Origin of the sequence: Jonquetella sp. BV3C21 (assembly GCF_000468895.1) — a bacterium.
Lineage (GTDB): Bacteria > Synergistota > Synergistia > Synergistales > Dethiosulfovibrionaceae > Jonquetella > Jonquetella anthropi.
The window spans coordinates 12,156-30,525 of record NZ_AWWC01000006.1 but is presented as its reverse complement, the minus strand read 5'-3'; the positions used below and the strand labels follow the sequence as shown (position 1 = coordinate 30,525).

Sequence of the window (18,370 nt, the reverse complement as noted above, 5' to 3'; positions counted from 1 at the left end):
CCGTTCCCTTTTGGGAACGGCTCGCTTTTGTCTTTCTTACAACGACGACAGTCCGGCTGTGACGTCCAGCGACGGATCGGGCGAGAGCGTCAGGTCGCTCGTTCGGCCGGCTTTCAGGGACAATCCGCCGGCGACGCCGATCATCACCGCGTTGTCGGTGCAGTACGATTTGGGCGGCACGAAGGCCTTCCACCCCGGGTGGGACGACACGGCTTCCCGAAACCGCGAGTTGGCCGCCACGCCGCCGGAGATGGCGACGGACCTCACGCCCGTCTTTTCCGCGGCCTGCTCCAGCCGATCGATCAGCACGTCCACAACGGCCTGCTGAAACGACGCGCACAGGTCTTCCGTCGGAATTTCCTCGCCGCGCTGACGCCAGTGGTTCACCATGTTCAGCACCGCCGTTTTCAGCCCGCTGAAGCTGAAGTCCATTGAGCCGTCGAACTTCGGCCGCGGCAGGTCAAACGCGTCGGGCCTCCCTCCGGCTGCCAGCCGATCGACCACCGGCCCGCCTGGATAGCCCAAGCCGAGCATTTTAGCCAGCTTGTCGAACGCTTCTCCTGCCGCGTCGTCCCTCGTCCGGGCCGCCAGCTGATAGTCGCCGGGGCCGCGGCACAGCAGGACTTCAGTGTGTCCGCCCGAGACGACGGCGCAGAGGAACGGGAAGTCCAAGTCAGGAGACGAGACCAACCCGGCGCACAGGTGGCCTTCCAAGTGATTCACGCCGATCAGCGGGACGCCCCAGACCTGGCTCAGCGCCTTGGCCGCCATGACGCCCACCAGTAGCGACCCCATGAGCCCGGGACCGTAGGTCACGGCGATTCCGTCCAAGTCTCTAGGAGAAACTGCCGCCTCTTTCATCAGACGCTCGGTCAGAGGCAGAAGGGCTTCAAGGTGCATTCGCGACGCGTACTCGGGCACGACGCCGCCGAACGGGCTGTGTCGCTCAATCTGGCTGGAGATGAGCCACCCGAGCGCCGTCCGTCCTCGAACGAGTGCAACGGACGTGTCGTCGCAGCTGCTCTCAATGGCTAACAGTAAGCCGTCGCTCAATGGGAACACCCGGAGCAGGAGCAGCACGAACCGCCGCAGCCGCACTTGCCTCTCAGCGAGTCCCCGCTCTCGTGGACCAGCGTGCGGGAGCCGCACTTCGGGCACTTAACGCCCGCGCGGTCGGATTCAAACCTGTGTCCGCACAGGACGCAGCGAAACACGTGAAGAGCCATTCCCCTCACCTCCCCGGAACTGTGAAGTCAGTTTTCCATTCGCCGACAGAGTAGGTTATCTTCTGCCCAGGCGCCGCAGTCGACTTGGGCAGACCGATGACAAACCAGACGAAGTCATCCGGCGCCACGTCCCCCACCGTCCGGGCGTCCAGATTCGTAAAAAGCTGACGGCGCGTTACCGGCTCGCCGTTCACCGACACGGACTCGGGCGCGAAGTAAAGGTGACCGAACGCCTCGCAGGTGACGATCACCGGGACCATCTTCTTCACCCGGGCCTTGACGGCGTCCGACAGCATCCATTCCTCAACAGACGACAGCTGCTGCAGGTTCCGTTCCATTTCCTTCTTCAGCTTGTCGTCGACGTAGAGGAACGTCACCTTCGCTTTAGAGCCGACGATCACGTCGGCCACCTTCTGGCCTTCGACGTAGATAACTGCTGACCGAGGTTCTTTCAGCGCCTCCAAGTTTGACGCACCCCACGCCGGCGACGCCGCCAAAAAAGCGGCGAGAAGGCACGCGGCTCCCCGATAGAACTTCATGCTTTTCCTCCTTTTCGGCGGATCATCGCCGAACGAAGCATCGTCCACTCGTCCCGTTTCATCAGAAGGCCAGTGGCGCACCAAACGGCGCCGGCGGACCCGGCACAGCCGACAAGCCAGAGGCACCGGACCGCAAGCCCCCAACCGGCGTCATAGGGCAAAAACAGCTTCCAGACCGCCAAGCAGCAGCCCAACGCGGCCGGAGGAACCAAACTACCGCCCAACCGCTTCCAGTTCACCCGCCCCAGAGACGGGACGCACCGCCGTAAAAGGAGCGCGCCGACGATCGGCGAAACGGTGAAGGCCAAAGAACCGGCGAGCGCCACACCGCGGGCGCCGAACGGACGGGCCAGCAGCAGGCCGAAGAGAAACAGCGAGCCAACGCAGCTTCCGGTCGTCAGGACCGCGTCGCGAGGCCGCTGCCGAGCGTACAGGCCCCGCATGACCACGGTGCCGCACGCCATGCCGGGCAGCCCCAGAAGGGACCAGAACAGGACCTGACTCGTCAGGTCCCACGCCGCCCGGTCAAACGCGCCACGGACGAACAGCAGGTGAACCGACTCGCCGCTCAAAAGCAATCCGCCGACCGTGACGGGCAGAACCAAAAACAGGCTGAACCGCAGGGCGTCAGACAGGGCGCCGCAGAACGCGTCGTCCCCGTCCGCCCGGGACAGCTCAGGCAGAACGGCTTGAGAAATGCCCACCACCACAAGGCCCAGCGGCAGCTGAATGATCCGGTTGGCGTAGTTGAGCGCCGAAATGGTGCCGTCGGGCAAAAACGAGCCGAATGCCCGAGTTAAAACCGGGTTGAGCTGGTTGAGCGACAGCCCTAAGGCGTAGGGCAAAAAGAGCGCCATCATCCGCCGCAGGTCGCTGTCCGACCGTTCAGGGACTGCCGGCAAAAGGGACAATCCTTCCTTCCGGCGAAGCCACCAGACCTGAAAGACCATTTGAGCCGCCCCGCCGGCCAGCACGGCCCAGACCATCCCTTCCACGCCGAGCGAACGGGCCAGCAGAGCCGTCAGGGTGATGAAAACCACGTTGCTCAGAGCTGGAGCCAGAGCGGGGACAAAAAAGCTTCCCAAACTGTTCAGCGCCCCCATAGCCAACGCGGCGACTGACACGAACAGCAGGAAAGGGAACATGCGGCGGGTCAAAGCGACGGCCAATTGGAACTGCTGTCCCGAAAAGCCGGGAGCCATGACCTTCACCAGCGCGGGACTCAGGAGGATTCCCAAGACGACGACGGCCGAACAGGAAGCAATCAGGACGGCTGACGCCCGTCGGGCCAGCCGCGCCGCCCGGTCCTTTCCCGATTCGGACAGAACGCGGGAGAAGACCGGCACGAACGCCGCCGACAGCGCGCCTTCGGCCAGAAGCTGGCGGGCCAAATTGGAGAGGGTAAACGCCACGAAAAACGCGTCCAAGGCGGCCGACGCTCCAAACAGCGCGGCAGTCACCATTTCTCTGGCAAGTCCCAGCACCCGGCTTGCCAGTGTGCCGAGCATCATGACCAGCGCGTTGCGCACCATACGGCCGCTTCGGTGCGGCGTCACAGCGAGAAGCGCTCCCCTAAGTAGAACTTGCGGGCCATCTCGTTGGACGCGATTTCTGAGGGCTTGCCCTGCACGAGAATCTGCCCAAGGTGAATAAGATACGCCCGGTCGGTAATCGCCAGAGTGTCCCTCACGTTGTGATCGGTGATCATCACGCCAAAGCCCCGGGACTTCAGCTGCCGAATGATCTCCTGAATCTCGCTGACGGCGATCGGGTCAATACCGCTGAACGGCTCGTCCAGCAGGATAAAATCCGGCTTATTGACCAAAGCCCGAGCAATTTCGACCCGACGGCGCTCGCCGCCCGAAAGGGAGTACCCGAACTCATCAGCCAGCCGGGTCAAACCGAACTCCTCCAGCAGGCGATCCCGCTCGGAAGCGATCTCCGACTTGCTAGCCCCCCGCTCCTCCAGAACCAGTTCAAGGTTCTGCCGAACCGTCAGATCCCGAAAGACCGACGCTTCCTGCGGCAGGTAGCCGATGCCGGCGCGGGCCCGCTCGTACACCTTCATCTTCGTCACGTCCGTGTCGCCAAGGTACACCTCGCCCGAGTCGGCAGAAATCAGCCCGACGATCATGTAAAAGCTGGTCGTCTTGCCCGCCCCATTAGGCCCCAGCAGTCCGACCACCTCGCCGCAGGCAAAGTCAATGGACACGTTGTCCACCACTTTGCGGCGGCGGAAACTTTTCGTCAGGTTTCGAGCGGCAAGCCGCTTGTTATGACTTTCGGTCATCGCTTCACTTTCTTCTTTCCCTGCGCTGGCTTAGCCGGCTTGGCTGGCTGAGCAGGCTGTGCCGGCTTCTTTTGAGTCTGCTCGGGCACGTCGACAACGATCTGCGTGCCTCCGACAGCGGTCAACTTCCCCGATGAAATGCTGTAAAGGAGCCGATTGGCCTTCAGCGTCCGATCCTGCTGAACTGCGCGGGCGTTCCCGGTCACGGTCACGATGTCTTTCGTCCGATCGTAGGTCATCACGTCGCCCCAGATCTCCGTCAGGACGTCCTTTTCGTCCTTGTGACGCAGGTAGGCGTTCCCCTTCGCCTCGGCGGACAGGACGCCCCCATCGTCGTACTGACCGTTGACGGCGTCGCACTTCAACTCAGTCTTCTGTTTTTCGTCCGCCAGCCGGGCCACCTGTTTTGCCCAGAATTTTCCTTCCCGCACGTCCGCCTCGGCCGCGTCCAAGTACTGCTGTCCGCGCTGAAGCAAGACGTTGCCTTTCATGTGATATCCGTTGCCCGGCACGGAAAAATCAGCCGTCGCGTCCTCAGCCGAGAACGTGAACGGCGTCCCGTCTTGGACGCCCGAGCCCTTCACGTTGGACCACAGATGAACCTTTTTCTCCTTCGACCACGCCTCGGCCCGGTCTGACGTGACCGTCAGCCCTTCTCGGACGAGCGTTACTTTGCCGGCCGCCGTCCCGTGACCTGAATCCATATCGTAGTCCAGCTTCTCTGCCGTCAGGGTCATCTGCGAACAACGGGCCGGTGTGGCGCAGAACAGCAACACAGCTAGGGCAGCTAAAACGCTTTTTCTCATCTCTGACACTCCCATCTGCGTTTGAGGACAGCTCCGCCGTCCTGCAGTAACTTGTCTTGTGTCATTATAACTGTTTTAACGGCTGAGGTCTTCGCAGGAAGCATCGATTGTCGAACCCAGAGCACAAAAAGGCCGGCCCAACAGACGGGCCGGCCGCAAGTTACAGTTCTTCTCGAAACGCGCAGAGCCACGACAGTCCCGCCAGCGTCTTGCCGTCCAGCGGTTCAGGCGACCTTAAAAGCTCCTCCACTTGGCCGAACGTCAAGGTCTCCAGCTCGATCACCTCGTCGACGTCGGGGGCCAGAGGCGCGCGGCGCAGATCCTTCGCCAAGAACAGGTAGATGACCTCGTCGCAGAACCCAGGCGAAGTGTAGACCGGGCGGATGAGCCTCAGCGTTCCAGCGTCAAACCCCGTTTCCTCCCGAAGCTCCCGGCGGGCCGCGTCGGCAGGGCTTTCGCCCGGCTCAATGAGACCGGCGGGGATCTCCAGCACCGACCGGCCGAGCGGGTAGCGGAACTGCTTGACCAATACAACCCCGCCAGGCCCAAGGGCAATCAGCCCGACGGCCGGCCGATGGACGACCACCTCGCGGGTCGTTTGGCGGTTGTTCCGCTCCACCACCTGAACGGTGTCAACTTTTAGGTCCAGTATCTTGCCGTGGTAAACCGTTCGGCTTTCGAGAAGGCGTTCCATACCCTTACTTCTTAACCAGAGCCCGGCCCCTCGCAAAGGCCTCAAGGTTCATCGGCAGGAACTTGGGCTTCTTCTTGCCCAGCTTCTCCCGAATGATCTTCATCGCCGAGTCAAGGCTCACCATGCCGCTGGCCTCAACCAGCGTGCCCAAGATAACGATGTTGGCGACCTTGTCGCTTCCCAGTTCGGTCGCTATCGAGTTGGCAGGAACCGGCAGAACCCGAATGTCGGTGCGCGGCTTCTCGTAGTTCACCAAGTCGCTGTTATAAATCAACAGGCCGCCGGGCTTGACGGCAGACTCGAACTTGGTCAGCGACGGCTGGTTCATCACCACAACCACGTCGCCGGAAGTCACCATTGGGGAGCCGACCGGCTCGTCGCTCACCACGCAGGAGCAGTTCGCCGTGCCGCCGCGCATCTCTGGACCGTACGACGGGATCCACGTCACGTTGCGACCGTCCTCAATGCCGGAGAACGCCACAAGCTGGCCGAGCATCATGACTCCCTGACCGCCGAAACCTGCGGCCAGCAGTTCTTTGTAGAATCCAGCCATTGTTCCGCCTCCCTACTTGGCCTCTTCCGCTGGGAAGTCCTTGTACAGCCCCAACGGATAGTATGGGAACATTTCATCCTTCTGCCATTTAAAGGCGTCAACCGGCGACATCCCCCAGTTCGTGGGGCAGGTGCTCAGGACTTCGATAAACGAGAAGCCCTTGCCTTCCATCTGGTACTTGAACGCCTTGAGGAAGGCCTTTTTCGCCTTCATGATGAGCTGAGGCGACCCGACAGACACGCGCTCAACGTACGCGGGCGTGACAAGCGCCGAGATGAGCTCGCACATGCGGATAGGCCAACCGGTCGTCTCCGGGTCGCGACCCTCCGGGCAGGTGGTCGCCTTCTGGCCGATCAGCGTCGTCGGGGCCATCTGGCCGCCGGTCATGCCGTAAATCGCGTTGTTGATGAAGAACACGCAGATCTTCTCACCCCGGTTGGCGGCGTGAATGATCTCCGCCATACCGATGGAGGCCAAGTCACCGTCGCCCTGGTAGGTGAACACGATCTTGTCGGGGTGAACCCGCTTGATGCCGGTCGCCGTCGCCGGCGCGCGGCCGTGAGCGGCCTCGACGAAGTCGATATTGATATAGTCGTACATCATGGCGGCGCAGCCTACCGGAGACATAGAAATGGTCCGTTCCTGAATGCCCAGCTCATCGATGCACTCGCAGATGAGCCGGTGAGCTATCCCGTGTCCGCAGCCCGGGCAGTAGTGGGTGTGGACGTTCGGCATCCAGCTCTTCGGAACGGAATAAGTTTTCGTTTCAGACATGACGGTTCCCCCTCCTAACCGAGAAGCTTCCGGCACTCGGTCTCAATTTCCTCGACCGACGGCGCAAAACCGCCCGCACGGCCATAGAAGCTGATAGGCCAGCGGTTTTCCGTGGCGTTCTTCACGTCCACGAGCATCTGTCCGTAGTTCATCTCCACGTCGAACAGCTTTTTGGCTTTGGGCAGATTTTCAAACGCCTTCAGCGGGAACGGGAACAGCGTGATGGGACGAATGAGCCCGACTTTCTTCCCCTCAGCTCTCAGGTGATCCACCGCGGTCTTCGCGATACGCGCCACAGTGCCGAACGCGGTAATGACCAGTTCGGCGTCGTCAGCGTGGTAATTTTCCCAGCGGGCGTCTTCCTGCATCGCCGCGTACTTGGCCTGCAGGTTCTTGTTGTGGGTCTCCAGAGGCTCGGCTGCCAAGTACAAACTCTTGAGCAGCGTCCTCTTGCCCTGACGGTCAGGGAAGTAACCCAGCGCCCAGGACTTGTAATCGCCCCGGTTGCACTCCCGCTCGTTGATCTCCACCGGCTCCATCATCTGCCCCATGAACCCGTCGGCCAAGATGATAACCGGCGTGCGGTACTTGAACGCGAAGTCCCACGAGCCCTGAACGAGCTCGACGACTTCTTGCAGAGAACTGGGAGCGAACACCATGGCGTGATAGTCGCCGTGGCCGCCGCCCTTCGTCGCCTGGTTGTAGTCTCCCTGAGCGGGAAGGATTCCGCCGAGCCCCGGGCCGGCCCGCATGACGTTGACGACCACGCAGGGCAGCTCAGAACCGGCCAGGTAGCTCATGCCCTCGGACATCAGAGAAATGCCGGGGCTGGACGACGACGTCATCACTTGAGCTCCCGACGCAGCGGCGCCCAGCACCATGTTGATGGACGCTACTTCGCTTTCCCCTTGGACATACACGCCGCCGCAGTGCGGCAGTTTCGCTGACATGTACTCCGGGATTTCGTTCTGCGGCGTGATCGGGTAGCCGAAGAAATACCGGCAGCCGGCCTTAATTGCCGCTTCCCCGAAAACCTCGGCGCCTTTCATCAGTACCTTGGTCATTCGGCCTCTCCCCCTTCTAGTCCTCTTTGATCCGGTACACTTCGATGCACGCGTCAGGGCAGGACATCGCACACATAGAACAGGCGATGCACCCTTCCGTGAACTGCTCCGAGGGACGGTAACCCCGGGCGTTCAGATGGTCGGAGATGCGAAGCACATGCTTCGGGCACGCAGCCACGCACAGGCCGCAGCTCTTGCAGTACGCCTCGTTGACCGTGATCCTTCCTTTGGCCGCCATACATAACTCCCCCTCTCAAAATACGCGCTGCCAAACTGCCTCTTTATGTTCGCCCAAAAGCTCCTTCCGGCCTCTATTCTTCCGAGCCCTGTTTGGAGCGATTGTACTCGTACGTCTGAAGCATCCTGTGTCCGTGGTTTTTCGCCGGCAGGCCAGTTCCCCAAATGGCGCCGGGCTCCCACGGAAGAAGCATATGCCGCGACAGCTGCCACAAAGGCGTCTTCACGCCCTTCTTTTGGAAGAGCTTCACCGTCTCCTCGTGAATCGACGGCCGGGTGCTGCAGTACAAAAGCGGCAGGCCAAACGCCTGAGACGCCTCTTCGACCAGCTGCCACCCCGAGTAGACGTCTTCCGGCGTCGTCTCAGTCATCACGTGAGAATTGCTCACCAGAGCGCCGACTTCCAGACTTCCGATTGCTTCCATGCGGCTTTTCATCACCCGAATCGAGTCAAGCGTGCTCGTTTGAGGCCGGAATGAGTTCACCACAAGGATCAGCAGGAAACCGGCCTGACGAAGGCGCAGCTGGTACTGTTTCAGCGCCAGAGCGCCTTCCGCGTCGCCGCCGATGTCGAGAAGCACCCGCTTTCCCGGCGCGGAAAGAACCCGATCGACCTCAGATGTCACCACCGGCATGTCGCTCCATTTGGCCTGACCGGGAGCCGTCAAAACCTGAAAGCCTTCCGCTTCCAAGGCTTCCGTCACCTGACGGATGCAGAAATACGGGTTAATGATATCCGCGTCCGCAACTGTCACGTCGTCCCCCAAAGCCCGGAAGCCCGCCGACAGATTAAGCACCCACTCGGTCTTTCCGGAGCCCAGAGCCCCTGTGACGGCCACAGACTTTGGCCACTCGTACATCCCCATCAGGCGGCGAAGCTCTTCCCGGTCGTCCGTTCTCATAGGATCTCAGCTCCCTCTAATCTCAAACCTTGGGCCCAACTGACGCCCTCCAGCGGCTTTTTCCCCGCCGGCTGAACCAGATCAAGGCGCAGCGCACCGCACGAAGTGCCAATCAAAAGGTTTCCACCCTGAAAGGCCATATGCCCTTCTGGAACCGTCCGAGCTTCCACCGGGGCGGCCTTCCAGACCTTCACCCGCTGGCCTCGGAACTCAAACCACGCGCCGATATCCGGCGACAGAGCCCGAACCAGACAGGCCAAGCGGGACGCCGATTCACCTGCGTCGAGCCGGCATTCGCCTTTGTCGATCTTAGGGGCAAACGTCGCCTCCCGGTCGTCCTGCGGCTGAAGCGTCTCGCCGCCGGCACAAAAACTTTCGAGCCGAGAAGCCAGAAGCTCCGACCCCCTATCGGCCAACTTGTCCAGCAGCGTTCCCGCGTCGTCGTCTGGCCCAAGCGGCATGGCCTCCTGCAACAGAATCGGCCCGGAATCCATCCCTTCCGTCAGGGAAAAGACCGTCACGCCGACCGTTTGGTCGCCGTTCATCAGGGCCCGCCGCACCGGCGCCGCGCCGCGCCACTTCGGCAACAGCGACGGGTGAATGTTCAGGCATCCGGCCCTAGGCCCATCAAGCCACGGGCGGCGGATCATCTGTCCAAAGTCTACAACCAACATCACGTCGGGCGGGCAAGCCGACAGGCGGCTTTGAAGTTCTTCGTCGCCGTTCAGCCGGAGCGTCCGCGCCACCGGTAGCCCCAGATCAACCGCTTTTTCTTCGAGCGGCGAGGGCAGCTCCTTCATGCCTCGACCCCGTCGGGTCGGCGGCTGAGTCACCACCAGTTCAAACGAGACGCCGCAGCTCGCCAGACGGGCAAGACACCGGGCGGCGAACTTCCCCGTGCCGCAGAACCAGACGGATCTCACGCCAACCCCATCTTTTTGAGCACAAGGTTCCGCTTGAGCGGCGAGAAGTTGTCAATCAGCAGCCGGCCGTTCAGGTGGTCAATCTCGTGGGTAAACGCCCGGGCAATAAATCCCTGCGCCGTGTACTCCTGCAGGTTCCCGTCGCCGTCCTGACACCGGACGGTCACCTTGAGCGGCCGCTTCACTTGGCCGAAAATTCCCGGGAAGCTCAGGCAACCTTCCTCGCCGGTCTGCCCGCCCGAGGAGGCAATCACTTCAGGGTTGATCAGATGATACAGATGATCCGTTTCAGCGTCGTAGACGACGGCAATTTTCTTCGCGATCCCAATTTGCGGGGCCGCTAGGCCGACGCCGTCGGCTTCGTGCATGATCACCGCCATGTCTTCCAGCAGGCGGCGCAGCGTCTCGTCAAAAACCGTCACAGGTTCGGTCGGCTGCCGCAGAACCGGATCGGGGTACACGCGAATCATGTCGGTCACATTCATCGTGGCACCACCTTTCCACTTTAATATGCTTACGATTTTATTGTATCACTCCTTAGAGATTACAACTCATATTCTATACTTTAAATTGTCTTACTTTAGCTACACATTAAATTTTATTTGCTTGACCTATAAAAATCTTCCTCTTTGCTCTCTTTTGATGACAGCCGGCGCGTTTCAGCTCCCCCGGCGGTTTTGGCCTGCCGTTTCCCGATGAAGCCTTGAATCGACGCTGCGCTTGTCAAATTCGTAAAAGTGGAATAGTATATCCACATTACCATTTTAGGCGATAAGCCGCCGCGGAGGTGAGCCCAATCAATCCAATCGTCAATCTTCCGGAACCGTTGTGGCTCGGCCTTCACGCGCTTGTCGCCCTCGGACGGGAACCGGAGCAGCCCCGGACGACCGAAACCCTCTCTGAGTCGATCGGCTGTTCAAAGACACACCTTTCCAAGGTGCTTCAAAAGCTCTGCCACGCCGGGTACGTCACGGCGCTGCGCGGGCCCGGAGGCGGGTACCAGTTGGCACTTCGCCCCGAGAAGATCTGCATGCTTCACGTTTTCGAGCTTCTTGGCGGCCCGTTCATTCCCACGGGCTGCACGGTGGATCACCATCAAAACGAGCCGTGCCTCATCGGCGCGATGATGGACGAACTGACCATCGCGTTTCGGGATTACCTCGCCACAAAAACATTTTACCATCTGCTTCGCTTTTACGAACTGGCCCCAGAAATCAGAATCGGCGTCTCGGTAAGCCAGCGGACAGGCGGCTCCTGCCGACGAGCCGCAAACGAAAGGAACTGACACTCCCAATGCATCTGAAAAAAATCGCCGCTTTTGGTGCGGCCGCCGCGTTGCTTTTTACCGCTCACGTTCCTGCCTGCGCTGCTGGATTTGCCGTGTACGAGTGGGACAGCTGGGGCGTCGCGCTGGCTGACGCCATGATGTTCAGCGACAGCCCCTCCGTGATAGGCTTTAACCCGGCTGGGATCACCCAGTTCGACGCCAACGGCTCGGTCGCGTTTGGCGCGACCTGCATCACCCCGGTAGGAACCGCCCATTTTTACCGCAACGGGAAACAAGTCGCGACGTCTGACAACACGATTTCACCCTGCGTCGCGCCCTACGCGTTTTTCGCCAAACAGATCAGCGACTCGGCGTGGTTCGGCTTAGGGCTGTACCCTCGCTTCGGATTGGCGTCCAAGTTCCCGTCGGACTTCCCTGGCCGGTTCAACAACTACCTGGCCGATTTCAAAACCCTCAGCGTGGCCCCGACGATCGCCCTGAAGATCTCCCCGTCGCTGTCGTTGTCCTTCGGCGGCGATCTGATGTGGACGGACCTCGAGCTGGGGCGCGCCATCGGCTGGACGAGCAAAGATCCCAAGCCCGCCTGGGCGCCGTTCTCGTCGTATGAAAGCCATATGAACCTTCACGGCAAGAGCTTCGGTACCGGTTGGAATGTCGGGCTGAACTGGCAGGCTTCCGATAAGCTGTCCATGGCAGCGGTCTACCGCTCAAAAATCAAGCAGACCATCAGCCACGCCACGACGACGTTCACCCAACCCCAGACGAACTTCGGCCCGGTTGGAGTCGGTGGGGAGACCTTCGGCCGAGGGACTGTCACCCTGCCGGACAGCTGGACGTTCGGACTTGGCTGGAAGTTCGACGAAAAGACGAGGGTCGAGTTCGACGCCATTTACACTCGGTGGAGCTCGTACAACTCGCTGGACATCACCTTCGACACGTTTTTCCCGCTCCTTCCGGCCCTCGGCCCCGGCGCCCTAAATTACACGGTCGTCTCGCCGAAGAACTGGAAAGACCAGTGGCGATTCCAGCTGGGCGTCGAACACCGGATGAACAGTCACTGGACATTGGGCGCTGGCGTCGCATGGGACGACTGCCCTTCACCCGACCAATTCTCGGATTTCATCGTCCCGGTCGGTTCGCGCACTACTTACTCGCTGGGCGCCCAATACGTCAACAAGGGACTTAAATTGTCTTTTTCTGCCGGTTATATGGATATCGAGGACAAGCCCATCAGCTCTGCCGGCGGGCCACTGGGCGACCCGGACTTCACCTGCATCAGCCGCAGCTGCTACGCCACGATTTTCGGTCTGGCCTGTCAGATTGACATGTAGCTCGTGAGACTTTGAGGAGGGAACAATCTCATGGATAACCGTCTTGAGTCCGTCATTTACGAGAGCCTTTCCAGGACGCCGGAGAAGGAGTGCTGCAAGTTCGCCGACGTTTCCATCAGCCGCCGCCAGTTCGTCGGGCTGGTTGAGGCGTGCGCCGGCTCCCTTCGCGAGTCGGGCTTTCAGCCCGGCGACCGTCTGGCCACCGTGCTGCCCAACAGCCCGCTGATGTTGGCTCTGTCGTTAGCCGCGTGGAAACTTCAAGGTTCTGTCGTTCCCTTGAGCCCGGTCGCCGGTCCCGAACTGATCTCCCGTTTTGTAGGGCTGCTCGACCCGTTCGCCCTGATCCTCCCAGCTGACGTCAAGGAGATGGACCTGATGGCCCAAGCTCTTTCCCCGCTGGGTGACCGGGTCGTCCGCGTCCCGCTGGACCGGCCTTTGTCGCCCCTGCCCCGTCGGGTCTGCCGTCCCGGCCGACCGGACACGGCGGTCATTTTCTCCACGTCCGGCACCACCGGCGCCCCTAAGGCCGTGCCTCTGACCCACAGCAACGTCCTGGCCAACCTTGAGGCCGCCAAGGAGCACGTGAGCTTGGTCCCCGAAGAGCTCCGCATACTCAACATGCTGCCAAACTTCCACACCTTCGGCTTCTGCCTGTCCGGCGTCTGGCCGCTGGCGCTGGGATATCCTCAGGTCCTTCTGCCGAGCTTCCTGCCGCCAACCCGAACGATTCAGACTATCTACAAGGAGAAAATTTCCATCCTCGTCGCCGTGCCCACGCTGATCGCCATGCTCTGCGAGGCCGTGTCCCGCGCCCAGCTTCCCCCTCCCGGCTCGCTGAAGCGGATCATCTGCGGCGGCGCCGCTGTCCCGGAACGGCTGTACCATCTTGTTCCGAAAATTTTAGGCGTTCCCGTCCACGAGGGGTACGGCCTGACAGAGTGCTCGCCGGTCGTAGCCGCCGTCAGACGCGCTGAAGACGGCCGTTTCGGCGTCATCGGGCCGTTCTTCCCGGGCTTTCAGCACCAGATTCGGGACACGGAAGGCCGGGTCATCGGCGGGGATGAAGGCGTGCTGTGGCTCAAGGGTCCGTCGGTATGCAGCCGATACGTTCAGGCCGAGGGAGACGACAACTGCCAGCGGTTCGACGACGGGTGGTTCAACACAGGCGACGTGGTCCGCCTGCTCCCGGAAGGAATGCAGATCATCGACCGAGCCAACGACATCATCATCGTCAGCGGGTTCAACGTGTACCCGCAGGAAGTTGAAAACTGCATGAGGGAGAACCCCGCCGTGGCTGACGTGGCGGTAGTCGGCAGCCCGAACGCTTTAAGCGGCGAGTTCGTCAAGGCGTTCGTCATTCCCGCGCCGGGCGTCCAGACCAGCGAGCGGGAACTCATCAACTGGTGCAAGAAGCGTCTTCCCTCGTACAAGGCGCCCCGCAAAATCGACTTTGTGGAAGAGCTCCCGCGCAACGCGCTGGGCAAGGTCCTCCGGCGGGTGCTCCGGGACAAAGAACGTGCGGCGGCAAAGCTCGGCCGCGGAGAAAATAGTTAAAAACGAAAAGGAGCAGGCGTCCGACAGGACGCCTGCTCCTTTTGCGTTTGCTGTTATTTTTTCAAACAGAAGCCGGCGCCCTAACGGGCGCCGGCGACAGGTCAGTCGAGAAAATCTCTCAGTTTTTTGCTGCGGCTGGGATGACGAAGTTTGCGAAGAGCCTTCGCCTCGATCTGGCGAATACGCTCTCTTGTCACGCCGAATCGGCGGCCCACTTCTTCCAGCGTGTAGCTGCGGCCGTCCTCCAAGCCGAACCGATACCGCAGGACTTCCCGCTCCCGGTCGGACAGGGCGTTCAGCATTTCTTCAATCTGCTCTTGAAGCAGGTTGTCCGCCGCCACGTCTTCCGGGCTCGGCAGGCTTCTGTCCTCGATGAAGTCGCCCAGCTGACTGTCCTCTTCTTCGCCGATGGGCGTTTCGAGGGAAACGGGCATCTGAGATATGCGTTTGATCTCCTCCACCCGCTCCGGTTCGATCTTCATCTCCGCGGCAATTTCCTCGTCGCTCGGCTCTCTGCCCAGCTTTTGAACCAGCTGACGGGAAATCCGCACCATCTTGTTGATGGTCTCCACCATGTGGACGGGAATGCGGATCGTCCGAGCCTGATCGGCAATCGCCCGAGTGATGGCCTGACGAATCCACCACGTGGCGTAGGTGCTGAACTTGAAGCCCCGCCGGTAGTCGAATTTTTCCACCGCCCGAATGAGCCCCAAGTTGCCTTCTTGAATCAGGTCGAGGAACTGCATTCCCCGGCCGATGTATTTTTTGGCAATGCTCACCACCAGCCGGAGGTTGGCGTTGATGATTTCGTCTTTGGCGGTCTCGTCGCCGGCTTCGACCCGCTTGGCGAGAGCGACTTCCTCCGCCGCGTCCAGAAGGGACACCTTGCCGATGTCCCGCAGGTACATCCGAACCGGATCGGACAGGGGCACGTCTTCCATCTTGCCCAGCTCTTCGCCGTATCCCGGGTCGTTGTCCTCGTCCGAGTCGGCGTCGCTGTTCTTGGACTCGGCCAAAGCCCGGGCCGCCGCCTGTCCGGCCGTCACGTCGCCGGCCGCGCTGCCCGTGCTGTCCACCAAGTCAACGCCCAAGTTCATCAGGTTCTCAATGACAAATTCAAGGACGTCCGAGTTCCACGCGTCTGCCGGCACGGTCTCTTCAATGTCCTGATTCGTCACAAAACCTTTGTCCTTGCCAACCGTGTACAGCTCGCGGACCCACTTCATCCGACTCTGCCGGGCCAGCGCCGCGTCCTCGTCGTCAGCCTCCCCCGACTCCTCGTCGTCGATCACCGGCAGGTCTTCCGCCTCGTCCTCTTCGTCGTCCGGCTTGTCAGGCTTATCCTCTTCCAAGTCGTCGGACGCCTCTTTGGCAAACAGGTCGTCGTCCAGCGACACGTCCACGTCGTCCGAGTCCATCGAGGCGATATCGTCAGCCAGCGGCCCGTCGATATCCGGCTCAGCTTCACCCTCGGCCATCTGTTCCTCGGCTTCTTCGGACTGATCCAACGGCTCGCCAGCGGGAAGGTCTACTTCTTCCGTCGCAGCCCCCTCCGGCTGGCCTTTGGCGCTCTCCTTGCTCTTCTTTTTCGGCTTGCTCGGCTGGGAGGCTTTCGTCCCGTCCTCGGCCGCCTCGTTCAGTGCCGTCTCCGACTTGGCGACGCCATCGCCCGCCGGCTGATCTTCACCGGCGTTCTTCGCTTTCTTCGCCGGCTTTTTCGTCTTTTTGGCTTCCGCGGGAGCGCTGGCCTCGGCCTTTGCTTCTTCTTTCGAAGCCTCCGGCTTGGGTGCGGCCTTTTTCGGCTCGGGGGCTTTTTTCTTCGCCGCGGAGCTCTTCTTCGCCGGCTTCTTTTCCTCCGGCGCGGCTTCAGCCTGTTCAGCGGCGGGAGCCTTCATCGCGGGCGAGCTCTCGCCCGCCGGCTGATCTTCACCGGCGTTCTTCGCCTTCTTCTGCGCCTTCTTCGACTTTTTGCTTCCGCGGGAGCGCTGGCCTCGGCCTTTGCTTCTTCTTTCGGGGCGGCCTCCGGCTCGGACGCGGCCTTTTTCGGCTCGGGCTCTTTTTTCTTCCCCGCCGAACTCTTCTTCGCCGGCTTCTTTTCCTCCGGTGCGGTTTCAGCTTGTTCAGCGGCAGGGACCTTCATCGCCGGCGCCACCTTTTTCTTTGCGGGCTTTTGCTTTGACGGCTCAGGAGCTGCAGCGCCCTGCGCCGCCTTCCCTGCGCCCTTCTCAGGGACTTGGGCCTTTTGAGCCCCGTCCTTTTTCGCCTTCGGCTGAGCTGCCGGCTCCGACGCCGGCCTCTTTGCCGCGGTCCGGGGAGATTTTTTTGCCGTTTCTGACGTCTGGGGAGCGCGCTGAGCGGCCGCCTCGCTTGTCTCTGCCGACGAGGCGGGACCTTTTTTCCCCGCGGCAGTCTTTTTCTGCTTCGCCGGCTCCGCCTTGGTGGAGGAGGGAACGGAAGATCTGCCGCCCGCCTTGGACGGCGTCTGTTCCTGAAGCGCTTTCTTTTTCGTCGCTGACATGGATGTCCTCCTCTGCTGGTTAATCAGTAACAACGACAAAAAATCAGATCGGCTCCCCTTTGACGAAAGGCTTGCGTTGATCTGATTTATCCGTAACTTATTTATTTTATCATATGTTGCTAAGAAAGACTTCAGACTCCCTGATAGAACGGTGGCAGCGACAGCCGGGGCGACGGACCAAGAACGTTGTGCGTGGCGTCCAGCTGAAACGACTCAAGCTGTTTCTCTATCATCAGGTCGCTGGTTCGGTCGGTCTCGAACATGACCGGGGCCCGAAGGAACCCGTACGTCTCGGCAAAATATGGAATCTGCCAGTTCCCCAGCTTTTTGTCCGACAGCGCTCGGGCCAGCTCGGACAAACAGGCGTCCTCGTCGATAAGCGGCAGGGAGCCCAGCAGTGCCAGAGCTTTGCACTTTCCAAGCGGCAGGTCGGCGCGCCAGAACGTGCACCACGTCACGCCGGCCACCAGCTCGTCTTTAGGGGTGACGAAGCGAGCCAAGAAGTCCTCCATCGTCGGGCTGTAGCCGAACACGACGGTAAAAAGCGGCGACAGCGGCTCGACCGACGAGGCCAATGGCGCGTCCCAGATCATGGCGCCGGACAGCCCGGACGTGACGCCGCACAGGTATAAAAACTCGCTTTGAAGGGCCATCGCGCCCTCCCCGATCGTCTTCATGACCGGCCCGTGCGTCTCCAGCATGGAAAGGGGCCGAGAGGCCACCACGTAGGAGATCCACGATCCGACTTCGATGCTCAGTTCACCGTCCCACAGCGGCAGCTCCACTCGATCGCCTCCTCCCGCAAAGCCGACAGTTTTACACGGGTGGAAGTATAGCACAGTCGACCAGTCCAAGATAACGGGGCTGTGCTACAATGCTTGTGAAAAAATCAAAGGGGGACAGAGCCATCAACAGATTTTTTACAGCTTTCGCCGACGTTTCTAAATATTTTGGTCAGCTCGTCTCGTGGATCGTGGCGACCGTCGGGGCCTTAGGGTACCCGGGGATCATCGCCCTGATGTTCCTTGAGTCGTCGTTTTTCCCGTTTCCCAGCGAGATCGTCATGCCCCCGGCGGGGTATCTGGCCGCCAAGGGCGAGATGAGCCTGTGGCTGGTAATCCTCTGCGGCGTCGGCGGCAGCCTGCTTGGCGCGCTGTTCAACTACTGGCTCAGCGCCACGTGGGGACGGAAGTTCTTCGACCGCTGGGGCCGGTACGTGTTCGTCTCCCCCGCGTCGCTGGAAAAGGCCGAACGGTTCTTCGCCCGGCACGGCCACATCAGCACCTTCATCGGTCGTCTGCTGCCGGTGGTGCGCCAGTACGTCTCCCTTCCCGCCGGCGTCGCCCGAATGAACCTGCCCCAGTTCTGCCTGTACACGTCGCTCGGCTCGGCCATCTGGGTCGTCGCCCTGACGCTCGTGGGCTACTGGGTGGGCCAGAACGGAACGGACGCCGTTCACGGCGTGATGAAAGCCATCACGGCGGCTCTCGTGGTCTTCTGCGCTGCCCTCGCCCTTTTCTACCTCCGCCGGGTTCGCCGCGAGAAGGTCTGCGTGGCGGCCCGCACAAAAGACCGATAATCCCTTGGCCCGATTAAACCGCCGGGCCATTTTGTTTTTCATTGGCCGGCTGAATTTGGCTTCATTCTGAGCCGAACGCCGCTGACGATTGT

21 protein-coding genes are annotated in these 18,370 nt (G+C 61.1%); 4 read left to right on the top strand and 17 right to left on the bottom strand.

Features of this window, described 5'->3' with window-relative positions:
* Window positions 1–36: 36 nt before the first annotated feature.
* The 14 genes from tsaD to def form a co-directional block, all read right to left on the bottom strand.
* Window positions 37–1,098, bottom strand: a complete 1,062-nt coding sequence (gene tsaD, locus HMPREF1249_RS01125; RefSeq protein WP_008521993.1) for a tRNA (adenosine(37)-N6)-threonylcarbamoyltransferase complex transferase subunit TsaD — start codon at window positions 1,096–1,098, stop codon at window positions 37–39.
* Entirely contained in the window at window positions 1,050–1,226 is a 177-nt protein-coding gene (locus HMPREF1249_RS08005) for a zinc ribbon domain-containing protein (RefSeq protein WP_008521992.1), read from the bottom strand. The genes tsaD and HMPREF1249_RS08005 overlap by 49 nt, the downstream gene beginning before the upstream one ends.
* A gap of 5 nt (window positions 1,227–1,231) precedes the next feature.
* Window positions 1,232–1,765 carry a hypothetical protein gene (locus HMPREF1249_RS01120; protein ID WP_008521990.1) on the bottom strand — a complete coding sequence of 178 codons (534 nt, stop codon included), beginning with the start codon at window positions 1,763–1,765 and terminating at the stop codon, window positions 1,232–1,234.
* Complete coding sequence (murJ, locus tag HMPREF1249_RS01115; protein WP_021775700.1) at window positions 1,762–3,297, bottom strand: murein biosynthesis integral membrane protein MurJ; 1,536 nt, start codon at window positions 3,295–3,297, stop codon at window positions 1,762–1,764. The genes HMPREF1249_RS01120 and murJ overlap by 4 nt, the downstream gene beginning before the upstream one ends.
* 20 nt (window positions 3,298–3,317) lie before the next feature.
* Complete coding sequence (gene lptB / locus HMPREF1249_RS01110) at window positions 3,318–4,055, bottom strand: LPS export ABC transporter ATP-binding protein (RefSeq protein ID WP_008521988.1); 738 nt, start codon at window positions 4,053–4,055, stop codon at window positions 3,318–3,320.
* Entirely contained in the window at window positions 4,052–4,861 is an 810-nt protein-coding gene (locus tag HMPREF1249_RS01105) for an LptA/OstA family protein (protein WP_008522352.1), read from the bottom strand. Before HMPREF1249_RS01105 ends, lptB begins: the two co-directional genes overlap by 4 nt.
* Before the next feature lie 160 nt (window positions 4,862–5,021).
* On the bottom strand, window positions 5,022–5,555 hold the full coding sequence (locus tag HMPREF1249_RS01100; protein WP_008521986.1) for an NUDIX hydrolase: 534 nt from the start codon (window positions 5,553–5,555) through the stop codon (window positions 5,022–5,024).
* A 4-nt stretch (window positions 5,556–5,559) separates the two neighbouring features.
* Entirely contained in the window at window positions 5,560–6,108 is a 549-nt protein-coding gene (locus HMPREF1249_RS01095; protein ID WP_008521985.1) for a 2-oxoacid:acceptor oxidoreductase family protein, read from the bottom strand.
* 12 nt (window positions 6,109–6,120) lie between these two features.
* Entirely contained in the window at window positions 6,121–6,882 is a 762-nt protein-coding gene (locus tag HMPREF1249_RS01090) for a thiamine pyrophosphate-dependent enzyme (RefSeq protein WP_008522351.1), read from the bottom strand.
* Between the two features lie 14 nt (window positions 6,883–6,896).
* Window positions 6,897–7,946: a 3-methyl-2-oxobutanoate dehydrogenase subunit VorB gene (vorB, locus tag HMPREF1249_RS01085; protein ID WP_008521983.1), complete on the bottom strand. Its 1,050-nt coding sequence runs from the start codon at window positions 7,944–7,946 to the stop codon at window positions 6,897–6,899.
* Window positions 7,947–7,962: 16 nt separating this feature from the next.
* The gene (locus HMPREF1249_RS01080; protein ID WP_008521982.1) at window positions 7,963–8,184 is read right to left on the bottom strand and encodes a 4Fe-4S dicluster domain-containing protein; all 222 of its coding nucleotides are present in this window, start codon (window positions 8,182–8,184) and stop codon (window positions 7,963–7,965) included.
* Between the two features lie 73 nt (window positions 8,185–8,257).
* Complete coding sequence (locus HMPREF1249_RS01075) at window positions 8,258–9,085, bottom strand: hypothetical protein (RefSeq protein WP_008521981.1); 828 nt, start codon at window positions 9,083–9,085, stop codon at window positions 8,258–8,260.
* The gene (fmt, locus tag HMPREF1249_RS01070; protein ID WP_021775744.1) at window positions 9,082–10,008 is read right to left on the bottom strand and encodes a methionyl-tRNA formyltransferase; all 927 of its coding nucleotides are present in this window, start codon (window positions 10,006–10,008) and stop codon (window positions 9,082–9,084) included. The genes HMPREF1249_RS01075 and fmt overlap by 4 nt, the downstream gene beginning before the upstream one ends.
* The gene (gene def / locus HMPREF1249_RS01065) at window positions 10,005–10,493 is read right to left on the bottom strand and encodes a peptide deformylase (RefSeq protein ID WP_021775710.1); all 489 of its coding nucleotides are present in this window, start codon (window positions 10,491–10,493) and stop codon (window positions 10,005–10,007) included. The genes fmt and def overlap by 4 nt, the downstream gene beginning before the upstream one ends.
* Before the next feature lie 302 nt (window positions 10,494–10,795).
* Here def and HMPREF1249_RS01060 point away from each other — a divergent pair, with 302 nt between their 5' ends.
* Genes HMPREF1249_RS01060 through HMPREF1249_RS01050 form a run of 3 tightly spaced genes read left to right on the top strand, consistent with a single transcriptional unit; the run spans window position 10,796 to window position 14,181 of the window.
* Complete coding sequence (locus tag HMPREF1249_RS01060) at window positions 10,796–11,293, top strand: RrF2 family transcriptional regulator (RefSeq protein ID WP_039873041.1); 498 nt, start codon at window positions 10,796–10,798, stop codon at window positions 11,291–11,293.
* Between the two features lie 8 nt (window positions 11,294–11,301).
* On the top strand, window positions 11,302–12,627 hold the full coding sequence (locus HMPREF1249_RS01055; RefSeq protein WP_008521974.1) for an OmpP1/FadL family transporter: 1,326 nt from the start codon (window positions 11,302–11,304) through the stop codon (window positions 12,625–12,627).
* 30 nt (window positions 12,628–12,657) lie between these two features.
* Window positions 12,658–14,181, top strand: coding sequence for an AMP-binding protein (locus HMPREF1249_RS01050; protein WP_008521971.1), 1,524 nt, complete (start codon window positions 12,658–12,660; stop codon window positions 14,179–14,181).
* Between the two features lie 101 nt (window positions 14,182–14,282).
* Here the strand turns inward: HMPREF1249_RS01050 and rpoD are convergent, their stop codons facing one another.
* The 3 genes from rpoD to HMPREF1249_RS01035 all read right to left on the bottom strand — a co-directional run bounded on the left by rpoD (window position 14,283) and on the right by HMPREF1249_RS01035 (window position 17,484).
* Entirely contained in the window at window positions 14,283–15,407 is a 1,125-nt protein-coding gene (rpoD, locus tag HMPREF1249_RS01045; protein WP_196792683.1) for an RNA polymerase sigma factor RpoD, read from the bottom strand.
* Window positions 15,408–16,072: 665 nt separating this feature from the next.
* Window positions 16,073–16,699, bottom strand: coding sequence for a hypothetical protein (locus HMPREF1249_RS07775; protein ID WP_021775721.1), 627 nt, complete (start codon window positions 16,697–16,699; stop codon window positions 16,073–16,075).
* 131 nt (window positions 16,700–16,830) lie between these two features.
* A complete protein-coding gene (locus HMPREF1249_RS01035) occupies window positions 16,831–17,484 on the bottom strand; it encodes a hypothetical protein (protein ID WP_008521968.1) in 654 nt (217 codons plus the stop codon).
* A gap of 89 nt (window positions 17,485–17,573) precedes the next feature.
* Between HMPREF1249_RS01035 and HMPREF1249_RS01030 the strand changes: the two genes are divergently transcribed.
* Entirely contained in the window at window positions 17,574–18,278 is a 705-nt protein-coding gene (locus HMPREF1249_RS01030; RefSeq protein ID WP_008521967.1) for a DedA family protein, read from the top strand.
* The last annotated feature ends 92 nt before the right edge of the window (window positions 18,279–18,370 follow it).